This window comes from Reinekea marina, from assembly GCF_030409715.1.
Taxonomy (GTDB): Bacteria; Pseudomonadota; Gammaproteobacteria; order Pseudomonadales; family Natronospirillaceae; genus Reinekea; species Reinekea marina.
In genome coordinates, this window is record NZ_JAUFQI010000001.1 from 224,588 (window position 1) to 240,099 (window position 15,512).

Below are 15,512 nucleotides of genomic sequence, written 5' to 3' on the forward strand. Positions count from 1 at the left end.
CTATGGTCTGGGAGGTGCTTTTAATGCAACTTTAAACGAGGGCGAATAATTTTATTGATTCGATCAGACACCATCCGTAACCCTGTTCTCACCCAACCATGCAAAGCGAGTTGATGTAATCGATACAGCGAAACATACATTAGCCGCGCGATACGGCCTTCTATCATCATGCTGCCTTTAGACAAATTGCCCATGAGGCTACCTACGGTTGAGTATCGGCTTAGGTTAACCAGTGAGCCGTAATCCGTGTATTGGTATTCTTTATCTGCTGGCTCCCCTTTTAACTGCCGAGCAATATTCAAATAGACATGCGACGCCATTTGGTGTGCCGATTGAGCCCTTGGAGGAACTTGTTTGCCATCGGGCATGATGCAGGCGGCACAATCGCCAAGGGCGTATATGTTGTTATCGAGTGTGGTTTGCAGAGTAGGCTTTACCTGCCACTGGTTTATGCGATTAGTCTCTAAATCAGACATAGCGGCGAACTGATCGGGAACCTTGATTCCGGCGGCCCAAACGAGTAAATCGGCTTCTATGGCTTGATCGTCTTTAGTAATAAAGGCGCCCGCTTCACCGCGCGCTACGAGCGTATTCGTTTTTACATCCACGCCTAATTCACCGAGTTCTTTATGCGCCGATGCCGATATCCGCTCGGGCAGTGCAGGCAGTATACGAGGGCCTGCCTCTATTAAGCTGATTTTAAGTTGTGATGGCTTTAGCTCATTAAGACCATAGGCTTTCATGGTATTAAAGGTGTGGTGCAATTCTGCTGAAAGCTCGACACCGGTCGCTCCAGCGCCAACAATAGCAATGCGGTATACGGCAGACTTATCTTGCTCCGCATTTTTATTTAGCTTTAGTAGCCCATTCAATAATTTGGTGTGGAATTTTTCAGCCTGCGTTGCAGCATCTAAAAAGAGTGCGTGCTCCTTAACCCCTGGTGTTCCGAAATCATTAGTGACACTGCCTAAGGCTAACACCAGTATGTCGTAATCTACTTTGCGCTCGGGCAATACCTCTTGGTCTTCTTCATCGGTTAATGAGGCGAGTGTAATTGTTTTGGTGTTCCGATCTATCCCGCTCAGTGAACCGAGCTTGAATCGAAAATGGTGATTATAAGCATGGGCTCTGTAGCTGAGCGAGTCTACGCCCATATCTAAACTGCCCGAAGCCACTTCATGAAGTAGTGGCTTCCATAGGTGAGTATTGTTCCGATCGATTAAAGTGATGTTGGCTTTTTTACGTCGTCCAAATTTGCGACCTAATCGCGTCGCCAATTCCAAACCACCTGCACCTCCGCCAACAATGACTATATTCATGTTGCTCTCCCGATCGGTAAAATGTAATTTAATTACATTATGGGCACTTTTTCTCAGCTCGCAACCTAAATTCCACCGTTTTAATTGCAATTCTGTATATAAAACTACAAATTCAATGTGTGCTTACTGTTAAAAGCTATTGAAATAAGCACCCTTTATAATTTCACCCCTTGCCATTTTGCTACGGTAATAATTGTTGTATATTGACGCCGAAACTAAAAATTCTAAAAAGGAATTAGAATGAAACTTAAGCTACTTGCCACCATCACTGCTTTTTCAACTCTGACAGGATGCGCTTCGTTAACTTATCAAGCTACCGTTGAGCCAGAAAAAATAGCCACAGGGTACCGCTGTGATATTAAGGAAAAGGTATCGGCAACTTCAGGGAATACCACCTATCAGTTAATCAACTTAATCAGTGAAGAAGTAAAAGAGGAATCTCAATGTAAACCAGAGAATTTTACTCAGAAGGCCTATTTGCGTTACATCTTAGTAGACTCGGTCAGTGGACAAAAAAAATACGGCAGCCAATTCGCCTTTCGTCGTGAAAACGGCCGCTTTGGCTTTATGGATAACTGGGTTGACCTTAAAGCCATCTATAAAGACTTAGATCGCGACAAACTAATAAACTTTGCAGAAAACCTACCTTACCGTTACGAAGACGAGGTAAACACACCAGACTATGCGTTTTGGTCAAAAACTTACCGAAACAGCGCTAACAATGAGTATATATTCTTACGAAGTAATGGCGATTCCGGTTTGAAACGTACAGTTCGCAATGGAAATAGTTCAGTAGAGCAATGCAGTACCGATGGCGTTACTTGGACAGATTGTTAATGCTCTGAGTGAGTACAATGGAGAAGCCCCCTTGAACTGAGGGGGCAGCATTGTGTTTGAGTCTCTTTAATTTGCCATTGTCGTTGCTAATCTAACGCCGCTTAGGAGTCCATGCCCATATCATTTCACACTGCACGGGCTGCTTATTTTCCCCGTCAATAATGGTCACAGGTACGGTAACCTCACCCTTTTCTTGAGTCTTAATTTGCTCTCTTTGGGCATCGGTTAAATGTGCTTCGGCGGTTATGTTGCCCTTGCAGCGCTTTTCATAATCAACCTTGAGGGTCTTTATCACTGGCACGCTTGAATCGGGCACGTTCATCGCAACTAAATAGCCCGTTGCTGATTCGGCCGCAATAGCGATTGCAGTCGCATGAATACTACCAATATGGTTTTGAACACTGCGCTTATTTTTGATGGTGATGACCGATTGGGAGTGGGTCAGCTTTTCAACGCGAACCTTTGAACGACCGGCGTAAGGGATCATGGTACCGAACGCGGTTGAAAGTACCCATGTACGCATAAATTTAGGCGCTTTTTCTAAGCGCGCTACGGTTTTAGATACTTTATTTAACTGAGTCATGTGGATGCTTTCGAGTTATGAGTGAATGCGGAGATTGTTGATCAGATAACTCCAATCTCCCAGTATTCTTTGCGCGAGTTAAATCCCTGCTCACAAGCACGCTCTTTTATGAGGCCACTCGTGACCTTGAGGCAATAATCACTGTTTTAATGGCTGCGTTAAGTTGTGCCGCAAAATCCAGTAATTTAACTCAGTGTTTTGATACGGCACGGCGACCAAATGCTCTCGCTGCTCCGCTCGCTTGCCTTCGACCAACAATCCAGACAAATCTTTAATCAAAATAGCCGTTTCGGCATAATCTGAATGACCAAACATACTGTCGCTTACTTCAGAGGTATCAATCGTTTCTACACCCTTGGCGACCGTGATGTCTTTACCCGATTCACCTGCGCGTGGGTATTTGCCATGTATGGTTTTAGAGGCTTTTAAGGCGACGTCTTTTGACGATGAGTACAAAGTAATAGGCAGGTGGTGCGCTGATAATCGTGGTAATAAATCTCGTTTAAAATAATCGGCATCAATGTCTGGAGAGGCCAACACCAATTCTCCTAAACACTTTCGATAACTGGGTGAATCGTTAAACAGGTTGATCAACGCCGAAGTGACCAGTCTTGAGCCCATCGAATGCGCAATGATATCGAGCGTTTTTACTTGAGTTTGGTCACATATACTTTTAACTGTCTTTATAAAATCAACTTTACTCCACTCAACATTGGCTTCATCTACCGTATATTGGGCGAAATTCCCCCGAGAAGGCCAGCTAAACGCAAAGGCGAGACCTGAAAACCCCATGTCATGCTTTAACTGTGCAGCAATGCGAATGGCATTTTCAAAGGTGACGTTATAACCATGTACATATAATAGCGCGTGATCGTTTTGCGATTTTTCTGTGTGGCTCACTTCATGAAAGAATTCACTGGGGTTTAACGTACTAACATCGTGTAAGAAAATATTTTTACTCGGATTACGATTAATTCCAACAGGTCCCCAAACAAACGCTAGCTTGGCATCGGCGGTTTGATAAGTTGCTTTGGGAATACTAATTAGCGAAGCACCATAGGTGAGAGAGCCTCGATCATCGGTGATGTTGGCCAGTTTCCCCGGCGATTGAATGAGCCGGTTGGTCGCGTAGTGCACTTCGACAAAATCGAGTTCATCTAGGCTTACTTTATCGGCAATTTGGTATCGCTCAAAGGCACTATTTGCGCCGGCATACTGCAACGTTGGCGTCATAGAACAACTGCTCAGCGAAAACACCAACAACCCCAGCCAAAGCTTTTGATGTTTAAACAAAGAAGTGATTAGAGAGTAAATACGCATTAAAGAAGCCTGTTGCTCGTGACGGATTTGATTGTTCAATGTTATTGTAGGGGCTCACCTTTCGACTGAGAAGCCTTCTTTTCGTGTCCTTGATAAAACTCATTGTAATGACCAGCTTAGCGCTTGTTGCTTTTGCGGCTAATTCCGTACTGACTCGAATGGCATTGGCGCAAGGGCTTATCGACCCTGGGAACTTCACTTTAATTCGCTTAATCAGTGGAGCTATGACCTTGGCGATTATCTGTTTCTTTGTAAATAGAAACAGCGTGCAAGGCGTTTTTACATCGGGAACTTGGTTGGGCGCATTTTCTCTGTGGATGTATGCAGTATGCTTTTCTTATGGCTATCTCCACTTAGACACCGCAACTGGCGCTCTCATTCTATTTACGACAGTTCAGTTAACCATGTTAATAATAAGTTATGTTCGCGGCCAACGGTTTTCTATCATGGAGTGGGTAGGGCTAATTATTGCCTTTATGGGTTTTGTCGTATTGATCTTACCTAACTTAAGCTCAGGTACTACAAGCCTTGGCATTTTGCTTATGGTGGCTTCAGGTATAGCCTGGGGCAGTTATACGCTATTAGGTAAGGGAGCTGTTTCACCCACCTTATTAACGACCGGCAATTTTATAAGGGCTTCAATTATGTCATTGCCGATTATTTTCTTTAGCGCTTCCATACAATATGTAGAGTTTTCAGGCGTCTCGCTTGCCATTGCTTCGGGCGCTTTAGCCTCTGGTATTGGTTACGCACTGTGGTACACCGTGTTACCAAAATTGACCACCAGCCAAGCGGCCGTATCTCAATTATTGGTTCCAGCGCTGGCCGCATTTGGTGGCGTTTTATTTACTGGCGACCGCTTAACAACTCTCTTAATTGTGTCACTCGCCATTATTATGAGTGGAATCTTTATTGTTATAAGAGCTAAGGCGCACTAAACCGGTATATGCGCGCTTTGCTTAAACAGAGCTTTCATGGCAAATGCCGACACGAGCAGAATAATGGCTGCAATTAAAAATCCAAGATATGTCATTTGCGAATGGCTTAGCCAAGCAATCAACACGTAACCTAAACTTTGGCTCATCGTAGAAAATAGTTTTAAACCGCCATCGATACGGCCCCGTTCCGATACATTAAGTTCGCGGCTCATTTTTACCGTTCTGGCGATTCGGTTAAATGAATTAAAAAAGCCAAAAGGCAGTGTAAACACTATTAACAAAAGTGGATTCAAAATAATAAACATAGCCACCAATAGCATCGAGAGTATCAACACGCTGTTAAACATCACTTTTTCAGTTTCAAAATTTTCTAACAGTTTGGCTACACCGATCCCACAAATGAGCGCTCCTAGCCCGTAAGCCACTTTCCAAGCTGCAAAGTAATCGCCTGTTAAGCCCAACTCAGAAAAATAAATTGGTATTAATTTCGATAAAAAGGTTAATACGGGGTATGAAAGGCATGACAATGCTAAAAATATAAAAAATCTAGGCTGGCGCTGAAAAATAGTTTTAGTTTCTACCAGCTGCGCAATAAATGAAGACTTTAGAACAACACTGAGCTGCCGGCGGTAGGGCATTAGCCCGTAGCATAGTGCCGCAATTAGGGAGGCGATCATTGCAAAAGCTGAGAATTCTCGCATTGACCAAATCGACATCAATAAAATTCCCGCCGCCCCTGAGCCGAGCGATGTAGTTTGCATGACCATTTCTAGTCGACCAGAAACCATAGGGTATTCATTGGCGTTGAAGTGTTCTTGAGTGAAGGCTGAGTTGGTACTCCATGCAAAATCACCGGTCCACCAAAAAACCAGCTGAGCGAAGATGAGCACTCCTATGTGCGCATCACCTTTCACAAAACTCATAAAAACCAAGGCAGCCGTAAGCGCCTGTATACATTGAACACCGATAAGGATATTTTTGCGCGAATGACGATCAATATAAGTAGCCAATATGGGTGTAAGCAAAAATGAACCCGCTGTACAAACAAAAGCCGTTAATGCAACCAAAGCGCCACTCGCCCCATTGGCCAGCATAAGCCAAGGCAATGCCATCATAAACATGCCTGAAGACAGGCCATCAAAAAAACGACCGCAGAGAAAGGCGCGATAAAAACTCGTCATCTAGTTTCCTTATGTATTCGTTGCTGTGTATGATGCAGTTTAAAACCTCAAGTTAACTTTAGGTCAAGCCTTTAAGGAGTGTTTATGGAATTAAGTGTGGGCGAAGTGGCAAAGCGTAGCGGAATCTCGGTACCGACATTACACTTTTATGAATCTAAAGGACTAATAACGAGCCGTCGAAATCAGGGGAATCAACGCCGCTATGAACGAAGTGTCCTTCGAAGAGTAGCGATTATTAAAACTGCGCAACAGCTTGGTCTTAGCTTAAAAGATATCGCCCAGTCGATGGCCTGCTTGCCCACCAACAAAGCACCGACCAAACAAGATTGGTTAAAAATGTCTAAACAATGGCAGCATGAGCTTGATGCTCGAATATCAAGGCTTGAAAAATTACGCGATCACTTGGGAGATTGCATTGGCTGCGGCTGCCTATCGTTGCAATCATGCAAACTGCGCAATCCTGACGACATCTTGGGAAAAAAAGAAGTAGGTGCTGTTGAACTCAGTCAACAGTAGCTAAGGCAAATGCTTTAGCTACCGTTCACTAGGTTAGGCGATTATATCTCACCTTCTTTCAATAGCGTTTCCTCCAGTTCGTTTTTGAACTGCTTTTGGTAAAGTTCAAAGTAATGACCCTTTTTCTCTAGCAATTCACTGTGACTGCCTTGTTCGATCAACCTGCCATCTTCTATCACGACAATCACATCCGCATTGCGAATGGTTGAAAGCCGATGAGCAATGATAAAGCTGGTGCGGCCTTTCAGCACTGTGGCTAAGCTCTTTTGCAGGCGAGCTTCTGTTTGCGTATCAACCGACGACGTGGCTTCATCCATCACTAAAATTTGCGGATCATGAATAATGGCGCGGGCAAAACTGATTAATTGTTTTTGCCCTGTAGAAAGGTTTGTCCCCCCTTCTTGTACCTGTGTTTCATAACCATGCTCCATACCCATGATAATATCGTGAACGTTAACAGCTTTTGCGGCCGCTTCTATTTCAGCGTCTGTCGCATCTAACTTACCGTATCGTATGTTTGATCGAATGGTGCCGGTAAAAAGAAACGGTGTTTGCAATACAATGCCTAGATTCGATTGCAGCCATAAAAGACTACGATCTCGGTAATCAACACCGTTAACCAATACTTGCCCTTGGTTTGGCTCATAGAAACGACACAGTAAACTGACGACAGTTGATTTACCGCTTCCAGTTGGACCAACGAGTGCCACGGTAGAACCGGCTGGAACTTTCAAATTGAAGTCTGAGAGTACGGGCTCGTCTGGTTTATATGAAAACTGAATATCTTTAAATTCTATATCTCGAATATCATTTTCTAAACCATCAAGAGTTTGGTGATCCGATTCATAGGCTCGCTTCATTAGTTCAACAACTGCGTCAGAATCTTTAATCGTTGGCTCAACGACTAATAACCCCATAACTCGCTCAACACAGGCGGTTGTTCGCTGTAAGTTGGCCAAGGTTTCACTGACCTCCAACATTGGATCCATCAGTGTACGTGCATAATTCATAAACGCGACTAAGGTACCTAGCGTTAATACACCAGCAAGTACATCAACACCGCCTAGCCAAAGAGCAATACCCACGGCCAAGCTGACAAAGACGTTTACAAAAGGAAAAAATGCCGACGTCAGTAACAGATTATGCATAGATAGCCCGTACATCTTATCGGTATCGACTTTAAATTCTTTTAAATTTTGCTGTTCACGTACCAAGATTTTACTGGTTTGTATGCCTGCAATCCCTTCGTTATATACAGCGGTTAGCCTTGAGTTAGTTTTACGTAACTCACGCGAACTGTTCAGTATTTTTTGATTAAACACCCAAGCCACGCCGGCCAACAATGGGAATAAGGCCAATACAATTAAGGCCATTCTTGCGTCTAAAACAAAAAGCACAATAAAGATCGCCAGAATCATGGGTATTCCCCAAAACAAATCCAGTGTCCCCCAGGCAACTATTCTGGCAATACGGGCTGTATCAGAAGTTATTCGAGAAACCAACCAGCCTACGGCGTTGTTGTCATAAAATGAAAACGATAGAGATTGTAGGTGTTCGAAACTCTCTTTTCTTAGCTCGTACATGAGCGTCATCGACAACTTACCGGTAAGCCGAATAAAGCTTCTAATGCATATCACGAGCACGGCTAATGCAGTAAAGAATACCAGCCCATAACCTAACAGCTGAGCATCCGCTCCTTTATCAGCAATTTCGTCGAAGACTTCTTTTGTAATCAACGTAAAGCTGGCTTCAACACCAGCCGTCGTTAGTGCAAGTGCGATCACTCGGTGAAATAGTTTTTTTTGTGGCTGGTAGCATCGGTTAAAAACCGCTTTCCAGGCGCCTTTTTCAAAAGGCGTACTATTTTGTGTAGCGTCCATCTTAATTCCTTCTCCGTAACAGCTTAAACCGTTACTTTAATTTCCGATTCAAATTGGTCTTTTTGGTCGCTTTGAATTTCCCATAGCTCATTGTAAAAACCATCTCGATGAGTCAATTCGTTATGCGTTCCTTGATCAGTAATCCGACCGTCTTGCATCACAATTATTCGGTCTGCCTTTTGGCACACACTGATTCGATGCGTAATTATGAGCAGCGTTTGCTCACCCTTTTTCTCATGCAAGGCCGAGATAATCTTTTGCTCAGTCGAGGCATCTACAGCACTGAGCGTGTCATCTAGCACCAAAATGGGTGGCGTATTTAATAAAGTACGAGACAAAGTTACCCGTTGCTTTTGGCCACCACTTAAACTCACACCCCGTTCACCAATGACGGTGCTATAACCACCTTGGAAACTTTCAATAGTGTGATGAACAGCCGCCGCTGTTGTCGAATGAACCATTGCGCCATCGCTGGCCTCTAAGTGACTGAACTTAATGTTTTCACGTAAGCTTCGACTGAATAAAAACGGCTCTTGAAGTAGTGTGCCTATTTGGTGACGAATATCCTTTCGAGCAATTGAACTCAGTTCAATACCATCTACTGAAATAGACCCTTGTTCATAATCATGTAAACGCATCAGCAATTGGATCAGGGTACTCTTACCAGCACCGGTAGGACCTACAATGGCTATGGTTTCTCCAGGGGCAACATCAAAACTTACGTCGGTGAGCACTGGGCGATCTTTATCGTACTGAAAGTGTATATTCTCAAATTTTATCGCCCCCATGATTCGGTCTGGTAAAGGCGTAACATTCTGGAGTTCTTCTTCCTCTGGCGCTTCTAATATTTCTTGAATTCGGCCAATCGCTACGGTGGCTTTGCCAGCTTCACTGAGTTCTTTGCCTAACTGTCGAATCGGCCAAATTAACAAATTGGTGTATCCAATGAATGCAAAGTAGGTACCGAACGAAATATGACCTTGCGCGGTTAACCAGCCTCCGCCGATGAGAACAATGCCGCTCTGCGCAATACACAATAAATCTGAGAGCGACCAGAAGTTGGCAAACATACAAATAAGTTTGTAGTTTAAATCACTGTATCGCGCATTTTTTTCATCAAATTTTTCACACTCATAGTCTTGGCGAGCAAAAGCGCGTACCACTCGAATACCGGTAAGGTTTTCTTGGACTATGGTAGTCAGTTCGCCTTCGGCTTCGTCTACTTTCTGAAACAATTCTCGAACTTTTACAAAGAACACCATGCCGTAGTATAAAACTACAGGTACCAATATGAGTGAAAGAACCGTAAGCCACGCATTTTGCATAAACATCAGTGGAATAACGACGGCCATTAAAATAATGGTTCGGCCTATATTCATCACTTGCATGGTTAAAAACTCTCGCAATGTATCAATATCGGATGTGCAACGCTGAAGAATGTCACCACTGTCGGCATTATTTAAATAGCGCTCATCGATGTGATGTAAATGATGGTAGAGTTTATTCCTCAGTTCTCGAACCGTCGTTTCGCAAGCACCTGCGGCGAGGTAGTCTTTGAGGTACATAAAAAGACCGCTCAATGCTGTAACGATGACAATGGCCAAACCGGCTAACCAAAGTTGGTTGGCTAGGGCATCTGGCCCACCGACCCAACTAATTACGGCATCAATCTTGTCACCATTGTGAACACGCGGCTCGGTAATGACTCGATCTATCACTAACTTACCAATGGTTGGTACTAGAAACATAAAGTAACTGGCAATACCCACGCTAATAATTGCGCCGAGGTAGGGCCATTTTTTTTGATGAATTAAATCTATTAATATTTGATTACGCTGTGAAGCTTTCTTGTTCACGTTATCTTCCTTAATGCTTTGTTTTCTAAGACTTTTTCACAACACCAACACGCAAAAAAGCCCGCAATTTAGCGAGCTTTTTAAAAATACGATTAATAGTTTTTGGTCGTATTCGAAAGCCCGCGAATTTATCAGACGGGCAATCGACAAACGATTAGCTACCCGTCAGAAGGTATTTCCAAGCGCTGCAAAGGCGCCGTATGGTACTGTGATTAACATAGTCATATTTGGTTATTCCTATTTAAAACTAATCATTAAAATATGCCGTAAGACGGGTGAGTGTTTTGCACAATGTGCAACTGAGTGTCGACAAAGTTAGAACAAGCCATTCAAAAAGGCAAGCGCTTTTTGGAAAACTTTTTAAATCAGTGTTGCATTTTAAATTTGAAAGGCGCAGTATCACGCCAAATTTCTATCGCCTTTTTCACGGCGTTTTCTCAATTCGGAGGGTTAAATATGATTGTATTAAACAAAACGCACTTAGGATCTGGCGCGTAATTTAACACTCTTTTTAAAAATTACCTTCAGCTTCTCGGTGCTTAACTTTTGCATCGGGCCATCTATTGATGACCCTTTTTAATTTTATTAATTTGGGGTTATACCATTGAACAATCCAAATAAAATGTCACTGACCGATCTCGGTTGGCGACCTATTTTACAACAACAATTAACGTTAGAAGATTTAGAACAAGGCTATGTTGCTCGCGTTGTTAGTGCTCAACGGGATGTTATCGGCGTTTTATCTGAACAAGGCGAGTCATTATTGCCTCTCAGATTATTTGATCAAAAAGATGATCCAGAGTTTCGACCCACGGTAGGGGATTGGGTTTGGGTAGATTTTGAACACAGTCGTGCACGTGTATTCGAGCGTTTAAGTTATTTAAAACGCACGGCGGCTGGCAGCAACCCAAAACCTCAATCGATAGCCGCAAATGTTGATACGTTGTTTTTAGTTAGCTCGTGCAATAAAGACTTTAACGTCAGTAAGTTAGAACGCTATTTGGCTCTGGCATTAGAGGCAAAAATTCCGACAGTGATTGTTCTCACAAAAGCCGATCTGACAAACAGTGTTGAAGACTATGAAGCCCAAGCAAAAAGCATACATGTAAACACACCCGTGGTGGTAGTGGATGCTTTATCTGAAGAAGCGATTGACCACCTTAAACCTTGGCTGGTCAAAGGTGATGCCATTGCCTTTGTTGGGTCCTCTGGTGTGGGAAAATCTACGCTTACGAATGCAGTTCTGGGTAGAGAGGCACAGGCGACCCAAGGCATTCGGGTAGATGATGCCAAAGGACGGCACACTACAACGGATCGATCAATGCACCTTTCTCCGACGGGGACTTGGGTAATAGACACACCCGGTATGAGAGAGCTTAGAATTACGGATGTGAGCGATGGCATTGCTGAAGTATTCGATGATATTGAAGCTTTGAAGTTGCGATGTAAGTTTCGTAATTGTCAACATGAAGGTGATGAAGGATGTGCCATTCAAGAGGCCATTGAGGCTGGCGAACTGACAATGCGCCGCTGGTCGAACTACCTCAAACTACAAAGAGAAGCAGACTTCGCAGCCAGTAATAAATGGCAACAACGTGAGAAGCACCGGCAATTTGGTAAGATGATAAACAACCATCTTAAGCAAAAGAAAACGCTAAAGTACTAGCATTAAAAAAGGGGCTAGCGCCCCTTTAACTGCCTTACTTTACCAGGCCGATTTCTCGTAAGCGTTCCATTAGGTAGTCATGAGCCGTCGTGGGTTCAAACTGTTTCGGATTTTCTTCGGTGACGCATTGAGGCAAGCAATCTAAAGACATATCTGGATTGGCGTGCATGAAAAACGGAATCGAGTAACGTGACGTTTTTCCAGCTTCGCCTTTTGGATTCACCACTCGATGCGTTGTTGAAGGCAGCACTTTATTGGTTAAACGTTGCAGCATGTCACCAACGTTACAAATAATCGTACCTTCGATCATTGAGATGCCAACCCATTCGCCTTTTTTACTGAGCACTTCTAAACCTTCTTGCTCGGAACCGACCAGTAACGTAATAAGGTTAATGTCTTCATGTGCACCAGCACGAACATTCGGTAAGCTCGGATCGGTAATAGGCGGGTAGTGTAATGGGCGTAAAATTGAGTTACCCCAGTTTGCCTTGTCTTCAAAGAAATCCGCTTTTTCACCTATAAATAACGCAAATGCTCTTAACATTGTATTGGCCAGCTTATCGAGCTCGGTAAACAGCTCTAACATGACCGGCTTAAACTCAGGAACTTCTTCAGGCCATACATTCGGCGTCAACTGCGGGTACGGTGGTGTTCCGCTAATTTCACGGCCTACGTGCCAAAACTCTTTTAAATCTACATGGTCTGCGTTTTTAGCAATTTCAGTTCCGAAAGGCGTATAACCGCGAGTACCACCGTTGTCTTTAAAGTACTGTTTTTTAGTGTCTTCTGGCAACGAAAAAACCGCTTCCATAACAGCCATGGCACGTCGAATGAGGTCTGTAGAAATACCATGGTTTTGAATGCCCGCAAAGCCCCATTCTTGGTAGGCTGCGCCTAGTTGGGCAACGAACGCATCTTGGTCTTTCGCAAAACTAGAGATATCAAGTGTTGGTACGGTGGGTTGAGTCATTGTTATTTCGCCTTATTAAAAAAAACCTGCCAAGAGCTTGGCTCAAGACAGGTTGTCTCAGTGAAGCCCCAATCTAACGCTGGGTGAATTCAGTTATATTAGGTACGCTCTTTCACGTACGGTTTACCAATAGCTTTTGGTGCCACAGCTCGGCCAATAAAGCCACCTAATAGGATGACCGTTAAGATGTATGGCAATGCTTCAATCAGCTGCACTGGGATGGTAAATGTACCAATAGCGGCTCCTTGAGTTCTGTCTGCAATAGCTTGCAAGATACCAAACATTAAGCAGGCTAACAGTGCGCCACGAGGATGCCATTTACCAAAAATTAGCGCCGCTAAGGCCATATAACCTTTACCCGCACTCATGTTCGGTAAGAACTGAGCCGTTACCGCAACCGATAAATAAACACCGGCCAAACCAGCCAGAATACCACAAATTAACAAGGCAGAATAACGCATGGTGGTAACAGAAATACCCGCGGTATCTACAGCCGATGGGTTTTCACCTACGGCTCGAAGGCGCAAGCCAAAGCGTGTTTTAAATAATATAAACCAGGTAATCGGAACCATGATAAGTGCCACATAGACCAGCAAAAAGTGCCCGCTGATCAGCTCGGAATAAATACCCCCAATGATAGGAACATCGGCTAACGCATCGGCAAACGGAAAATTAAGTGGTTCGAAGCGAGCATTAATGCCATTCGCAGAATCTACTAGGTTTGGCGTGTTACCACCTTGCTTAAACCAGTAATTACCCAGTGCAGCCGTTAAACCGGCCGCTAAAATGTTAATGGCCATACCAGAAACGACTTGGTCACCGTTGTGAGTAACCGTTGCAAATGCGTGCATCATTGCAAATACAACCGAAACCATTACACCGGCCAAAAGGCCCATCCAAGGTGAGTTGGTTACATAGGCCGCAGCAGCACCGGCAAAGGCCGATGCCAAAATTTTGCCTTCCAAAGCAATGTTTACGATACCAGATCGTTCTGAAAACATACCGGCCAAAGCCGCAAAGATTAGAGGCGTTGCTACACGCAATGTTGCATCTAAAATAAGGATTAAATTAGTGAACGCTTATATGGACCCACCCCGTTTGCAAGACATATTTGATCATCATGTGAGAGAAAATCATTGCTCTCATATATCCGGCCTTTGACTGAAGGTGTTTTTGACCTCCTGGCCCCGATGGTTATCTGCGCTCAACCCCCTCATCATCCATACGGCCTCGAAGGCCAATGCGCGTGTAAGGGTTCGGATGAGCCGGTCTGACCTATCTCACCATCCGATCAATCTGTCTTTTGCAACTGAAGTGAAAGGTAATTACTTTCTCTTATTATATTGCCAGCCTTTGGCTGGCGTTTGCTTCTATACCGCTAAGCGGTAACTCTCTTCTCGGGCCATAACTACCCAAGCAATACGTGCTAGTTTATTAGCTACAGCGACACAGGCTTTATTATGCCCGCGGCGCGCCAACAGTGCTTGTGCCCAACAACTGAAGCGATCGATCTTGCCGGCCGAATGCATGAGTACTGCGCGAGCACCGTGTATCAATAGAGTGCGTAAGTAGCCGTTACCCCGTTTACTGATCCCAAGTAAACCTGCCTTGCCGCCACTGGCGTGTTGCCCAGGTACGAGGCCAATCCACGCAGAAAAATGACGACCATTCACAAAGTTTTTGCCATCGCCTGCAGCCGCATACAATGCACTGGCGGTTATTGCGCCGATGCCCAACACGCCTTCTAGGCGTTTACAGGTCTCGTTCTCTTTGTTCACTGCTTTTATCCTTTGCTCGCAGATGTGCAGTCGTTGATCCAGTTCGTACAGCTCGTCGAGCAAGTCGGCAAAGAGCTCTCGTGCCATAACCGTTAAACCATTTTCTGCATCTTCTAATACTTCCGGCAATGTTCGGCGTACAGAGGCAATCCCTTGGTTAATCACAATCCCATACTCCGCCAGTAACCCTCGTACCTGATTGACCAATCCGGTACGGGCCTTTTTAAGACGTTCACGGCGGCAGTGATAATTCTGTACATCTTGTTGCTCAATACTCTTGATAGGCACAAAGCGCATCGTTGGCCGCTGCGCGGCTTCAGCGATTGCCTCAGCATCGTTGTAGTCGTTTTTATTACCTTTTAAAAACGGCTTGACGTACTGCGGCGCGATAAGTTTGACCTGATGACCTTGCGCAATAAACGCCCACGCCCAGTAGTTGGCGCCGCCGCAGGCTTCCATCACAATTAAACACGGATCTAAGTTTGCCATGTAAGCCAAAACCTCTTTTCGACGCAGCTGCTTTTTCTTAACCAGCTTGCCCATCCGGTTGGTAGCAAACAGATGAAAAACAGACTTTGCAATATCTAACCCAATCGTTGTAATCTTCATATCGACCCACTCCGCTTCTGTTAAATGGTTTGTGTTCAACTTCCATTTTGGCCCATTAT

18 protein-coding genes are annotated in these 15,512 nt (G+C 44.3%); 8 read left to right on the forward strand and 10 right to left on the reverse strand.

All coding sequences use genetic code 11. The annotated features are described in order from the left end of the window. Window positions 1–20: 20 nt before the first annotated feature. Window positions 21–1,319, reverse strand: a complete 1,299-nt coding sequence (locus tag QWZ13_RS01285) for an NAD(P)/FAD-dependent oxidoreductase (RefSeq protein ID WP_290283234.1) — start codon at window positions 1,317–1,319, stop codon at window positions 21–23. 240 nt (window positions 1,320–1,559) lie between these two features. Between QWZ13_RS01285 and QWZ13_RS01290 the strand changes: the two genes are divergently transcribed. Then, entirely contained in the window at window positions 1,560–2,156 is a 597-nt protein-coding gene (locus QWZ13_RS01290; protein ID WP_290280152.1) for a hypothetical protein, read from the forward strand. Between the two features lie 91 nt (window positions 2,157–2,247). On the opposite strand, the gene QWZ13_RS01295 is transcribed toward QWZ13_RS01290, so the two are convergent. The 3 genes from QWZ13_RS01295 to QWZ13_RS01305 all read right to left on the reverse strand — a co-directional run bounded on the left by QWZ13_RS01295 (window position 2,248) and on the right by QWZ13_RS01305 (window position 4,162). Continuing rightward, window positions 2,248–2,739, reverse strand: a complete 492-nt coding sequence (locus QWZ13_RS01295; RefSeq protein ID WP_290280153.1) for a DUF4442 domain-containing protein — start codon at window positions 2,737–2,739, stop codon at window positions 2,248–2,250. Between the two features lie 138 nt (window positions 2,740–2,877). Then, window positions 2,878–4,059, reverse strand: a complete 1,182-nt coding sequence (locus tag QWZ13_RS01300) for an alpha/beta hydrolase (RefSeq protein WP_353959006.1) — start codon at window positions 4,057–4,059, stop codon at window positions 2,878–2,880. Next, window positions 4,025–4,162 (reverse strand): hypothetical protein, encoded by a 138-nt coding sequence (locus QWZ13_RS01305; RefSeq protein WP_290280154.1) that lies wholly within the window; start codon window positions 4,160–4,162, stop codon window positions 4,025–4,027. Before QWZ13_RS01305 ends, QWZ13_RS01300 begins: the two co-directional genes overlap by 35 nt. Between QWZ13_RS01305 and QWZ13_RS01310 the strand changes: the two genes are divergently transcribed. Beyond that, complete coding sequence (locus tag QWZ13_RS01310) at window positions 4,143–4,997, forward strand: DMT family transporter (protein ID WP_290280155.1); 855 nt, start codon at window positions 4,143–4,145, stop codon at window positions 4,995–4,997. The two genes, QWZ13_RS01305 and QWZ13_RS01310, sit on opposite strands and share 20 nt — an antisense overlap. On the opposite strand, the gene QWZ13_RS01315 is transcribed toward QWZ13_RS01310, so the two are convergent. Further along, window positions 4,994–6,178, reverse strand: coding sequence for an MFS transporter (locus tag QWZ13_RS01315; protein WP_290280156.1), 1,185 nt, complete (start codon window positions 6,176–6,178; stop codon window positions 4,994–4,996). The genes QWZ13_RS01310 and QWZ13_RS01315 overlap by 4 nt on opposite strands. Before the next feature lie 84 nt (window positions 6,179–6,262). On the opposite strand from QWZ13_RS01315, the gene soxR reads away from it, so the two are divergent. Then, window positions 6,263–6,694 (forward strand): redox-sensitive transcriptional activator SoxR, encoded by a 432-nt coding sequence (gene soxR, locus QWZ13_RS01320; RefSeq protein WP_290280157.1) that lies wholly within the window; start codon window positions 6,263–6,265, stop codon window positions 6,692–6,694. Window positions 6,695–6,735: 41 nt separating this feature from the next. Here the strand turns inward: soxR and QWZ13_RS01325 are convergent, their stop codons facing one another. Both QWZ13_RS01325 and QWZ13_RS01330 read right to left on the reverse strand, forming a co-directional pair. Further along, a complete protein-coding gene (locus tag QWZ13_RS01325; RefSeq protein WP_290280158.1) occupies window positions 6,736–8,574 on the reverse strand; it encodes an ABC transporter ATP-binding protein in 1,839 nt (612 codons plus the stop codon). 23 nt (window positions 8,575–8,597) lie between these two features. Then, a complete protein-coding gene (locus QWZ13_RS01330) occupies window positions 8,598–10,430 on the reverse strand; it encodes an ABC transporter ATP-binding protein (protein WP_290280159.1) in 1,833 nt (610 codons plus the stop codon). Between QWZ13_RS01330 and QWZ13_RS01335 the strand changes: the two genes are divergently transcribed. The 3 genes from QWZ13_RS01335 (at window position 10,423) to rsgA (ending at window position 12,096) form a co-directional block, all read left to right on the forward strand. Next, window positions 10,423–10,749: a hypothetical protein gene (locus tag QWZ13_RS01335; protein ID WP_290280160.1), complete on the forward strand. Its 327-nt coding sequence runs from the start codon at window positions 10,423–10,425 to the stop codon at window positions 10,747–10,749. The genes QWZ13_RS01330 and QWZ13_RS01335 overlap by 8 nt on opposite strands. After that, a complete protein-coding gene (locus QWZ13_RS01340) occupies window positions 10,734–10,928 on the forward strand; it encodes a hypothetical protein (RefSeq protein WP_290280161.1) in 195 nt (64 codons plus the stop codon). Before QWZ13_RS01335 ends, QWZ13_RS01340 begins: the two co-directional genes overlap by 16 nt. Before the next feature lie 106 nt (window positions 10,929–11,034). Further along, a complete protein-coding gene (gene rsgA / locus QWZ13_RS01345; RefSeq protein ID WP_290280162.1) occupies window positions 11,035–12,096 on the forward strand; it encodes a ribosome small subunit-dependent GTPase A in 1,062 nt (353 codons plus the stop codon). Window positions 12,097–12,130: 34 nt separating this feature from the next. Here the strand turns inward: rsgA and QWZ13_RS01350 are convergent, their stop codons facing one another. Then, window positions 12,131–13,066, reverse strand: coding sequence for an isopenicillin N synthase family dioxygenase (locus tag QWZ13_RS01350; RefSeq protein WP_290280163.1), 936 nt, complete (start codon window positions 13,064–13,066; stop codon window positions 12,131–12,133). Between the two features lie 98 nt (window positions 13,067–13,164). Next, on the reverse strand, window positions 13,165–14,109 hold the full coding sequence (locus tag QWZ13_RS01355) for an ABC transporter permease (RefSeq protein WP_290280164.1): 945 nt from the start codon (window positions 14,107–14,109) through the stop codon (window positions 13,165–13,167). Here QWZ13_RS01355 and QWZ13_RS01360 point away from each other — a divergent pair. Next, the gene (locus tag QWZ13_RS01360) at window positions 14,021–14,227 is read left to right on the forward strand and encodes a hypothetical protein (protein WP_290283438.1); all 207 of its coding nucleotides are present in this window, start codon (window positions 14,021–14,023) and stop codon (window positions 14,225–14,227) included. The genes QWZ13_RS01355 and QWZ13_RS01360 overlap by 89 nt on opposite strands. A 12-nt stretch (window positions 14,228–14,239) precedes the next feature. Beyond that, a complete protein-coding gene (locus QWZ13_RS01365) occupies window positions 14,240–14,455 on the forward strand; it encodes a hypothetical protein (protein WP_290280165.1) in 216 nt (71 codons plus the stop codon). Here the strand turns inward: QWZ13_RS01365 and QWZ13_RS01370 are convergent. Then, complete coding sequence (locus QWZ13_RS01370; protein ID WP_290283236.1) at window positions 14,437–15,453, reverse strand: IS110 family RNA-guided transposase; 1,017 nt, start codon at window positions 15,451–15,453, stop codon at window positions 14,437–14,439. The genes QWZ13_RS01365 and QWZ13_RS01370 overlap by 19 nt on opposite strands. Between the last annotated feature and the right edge of the window lie 59 nt (window positions 15,454–15,512).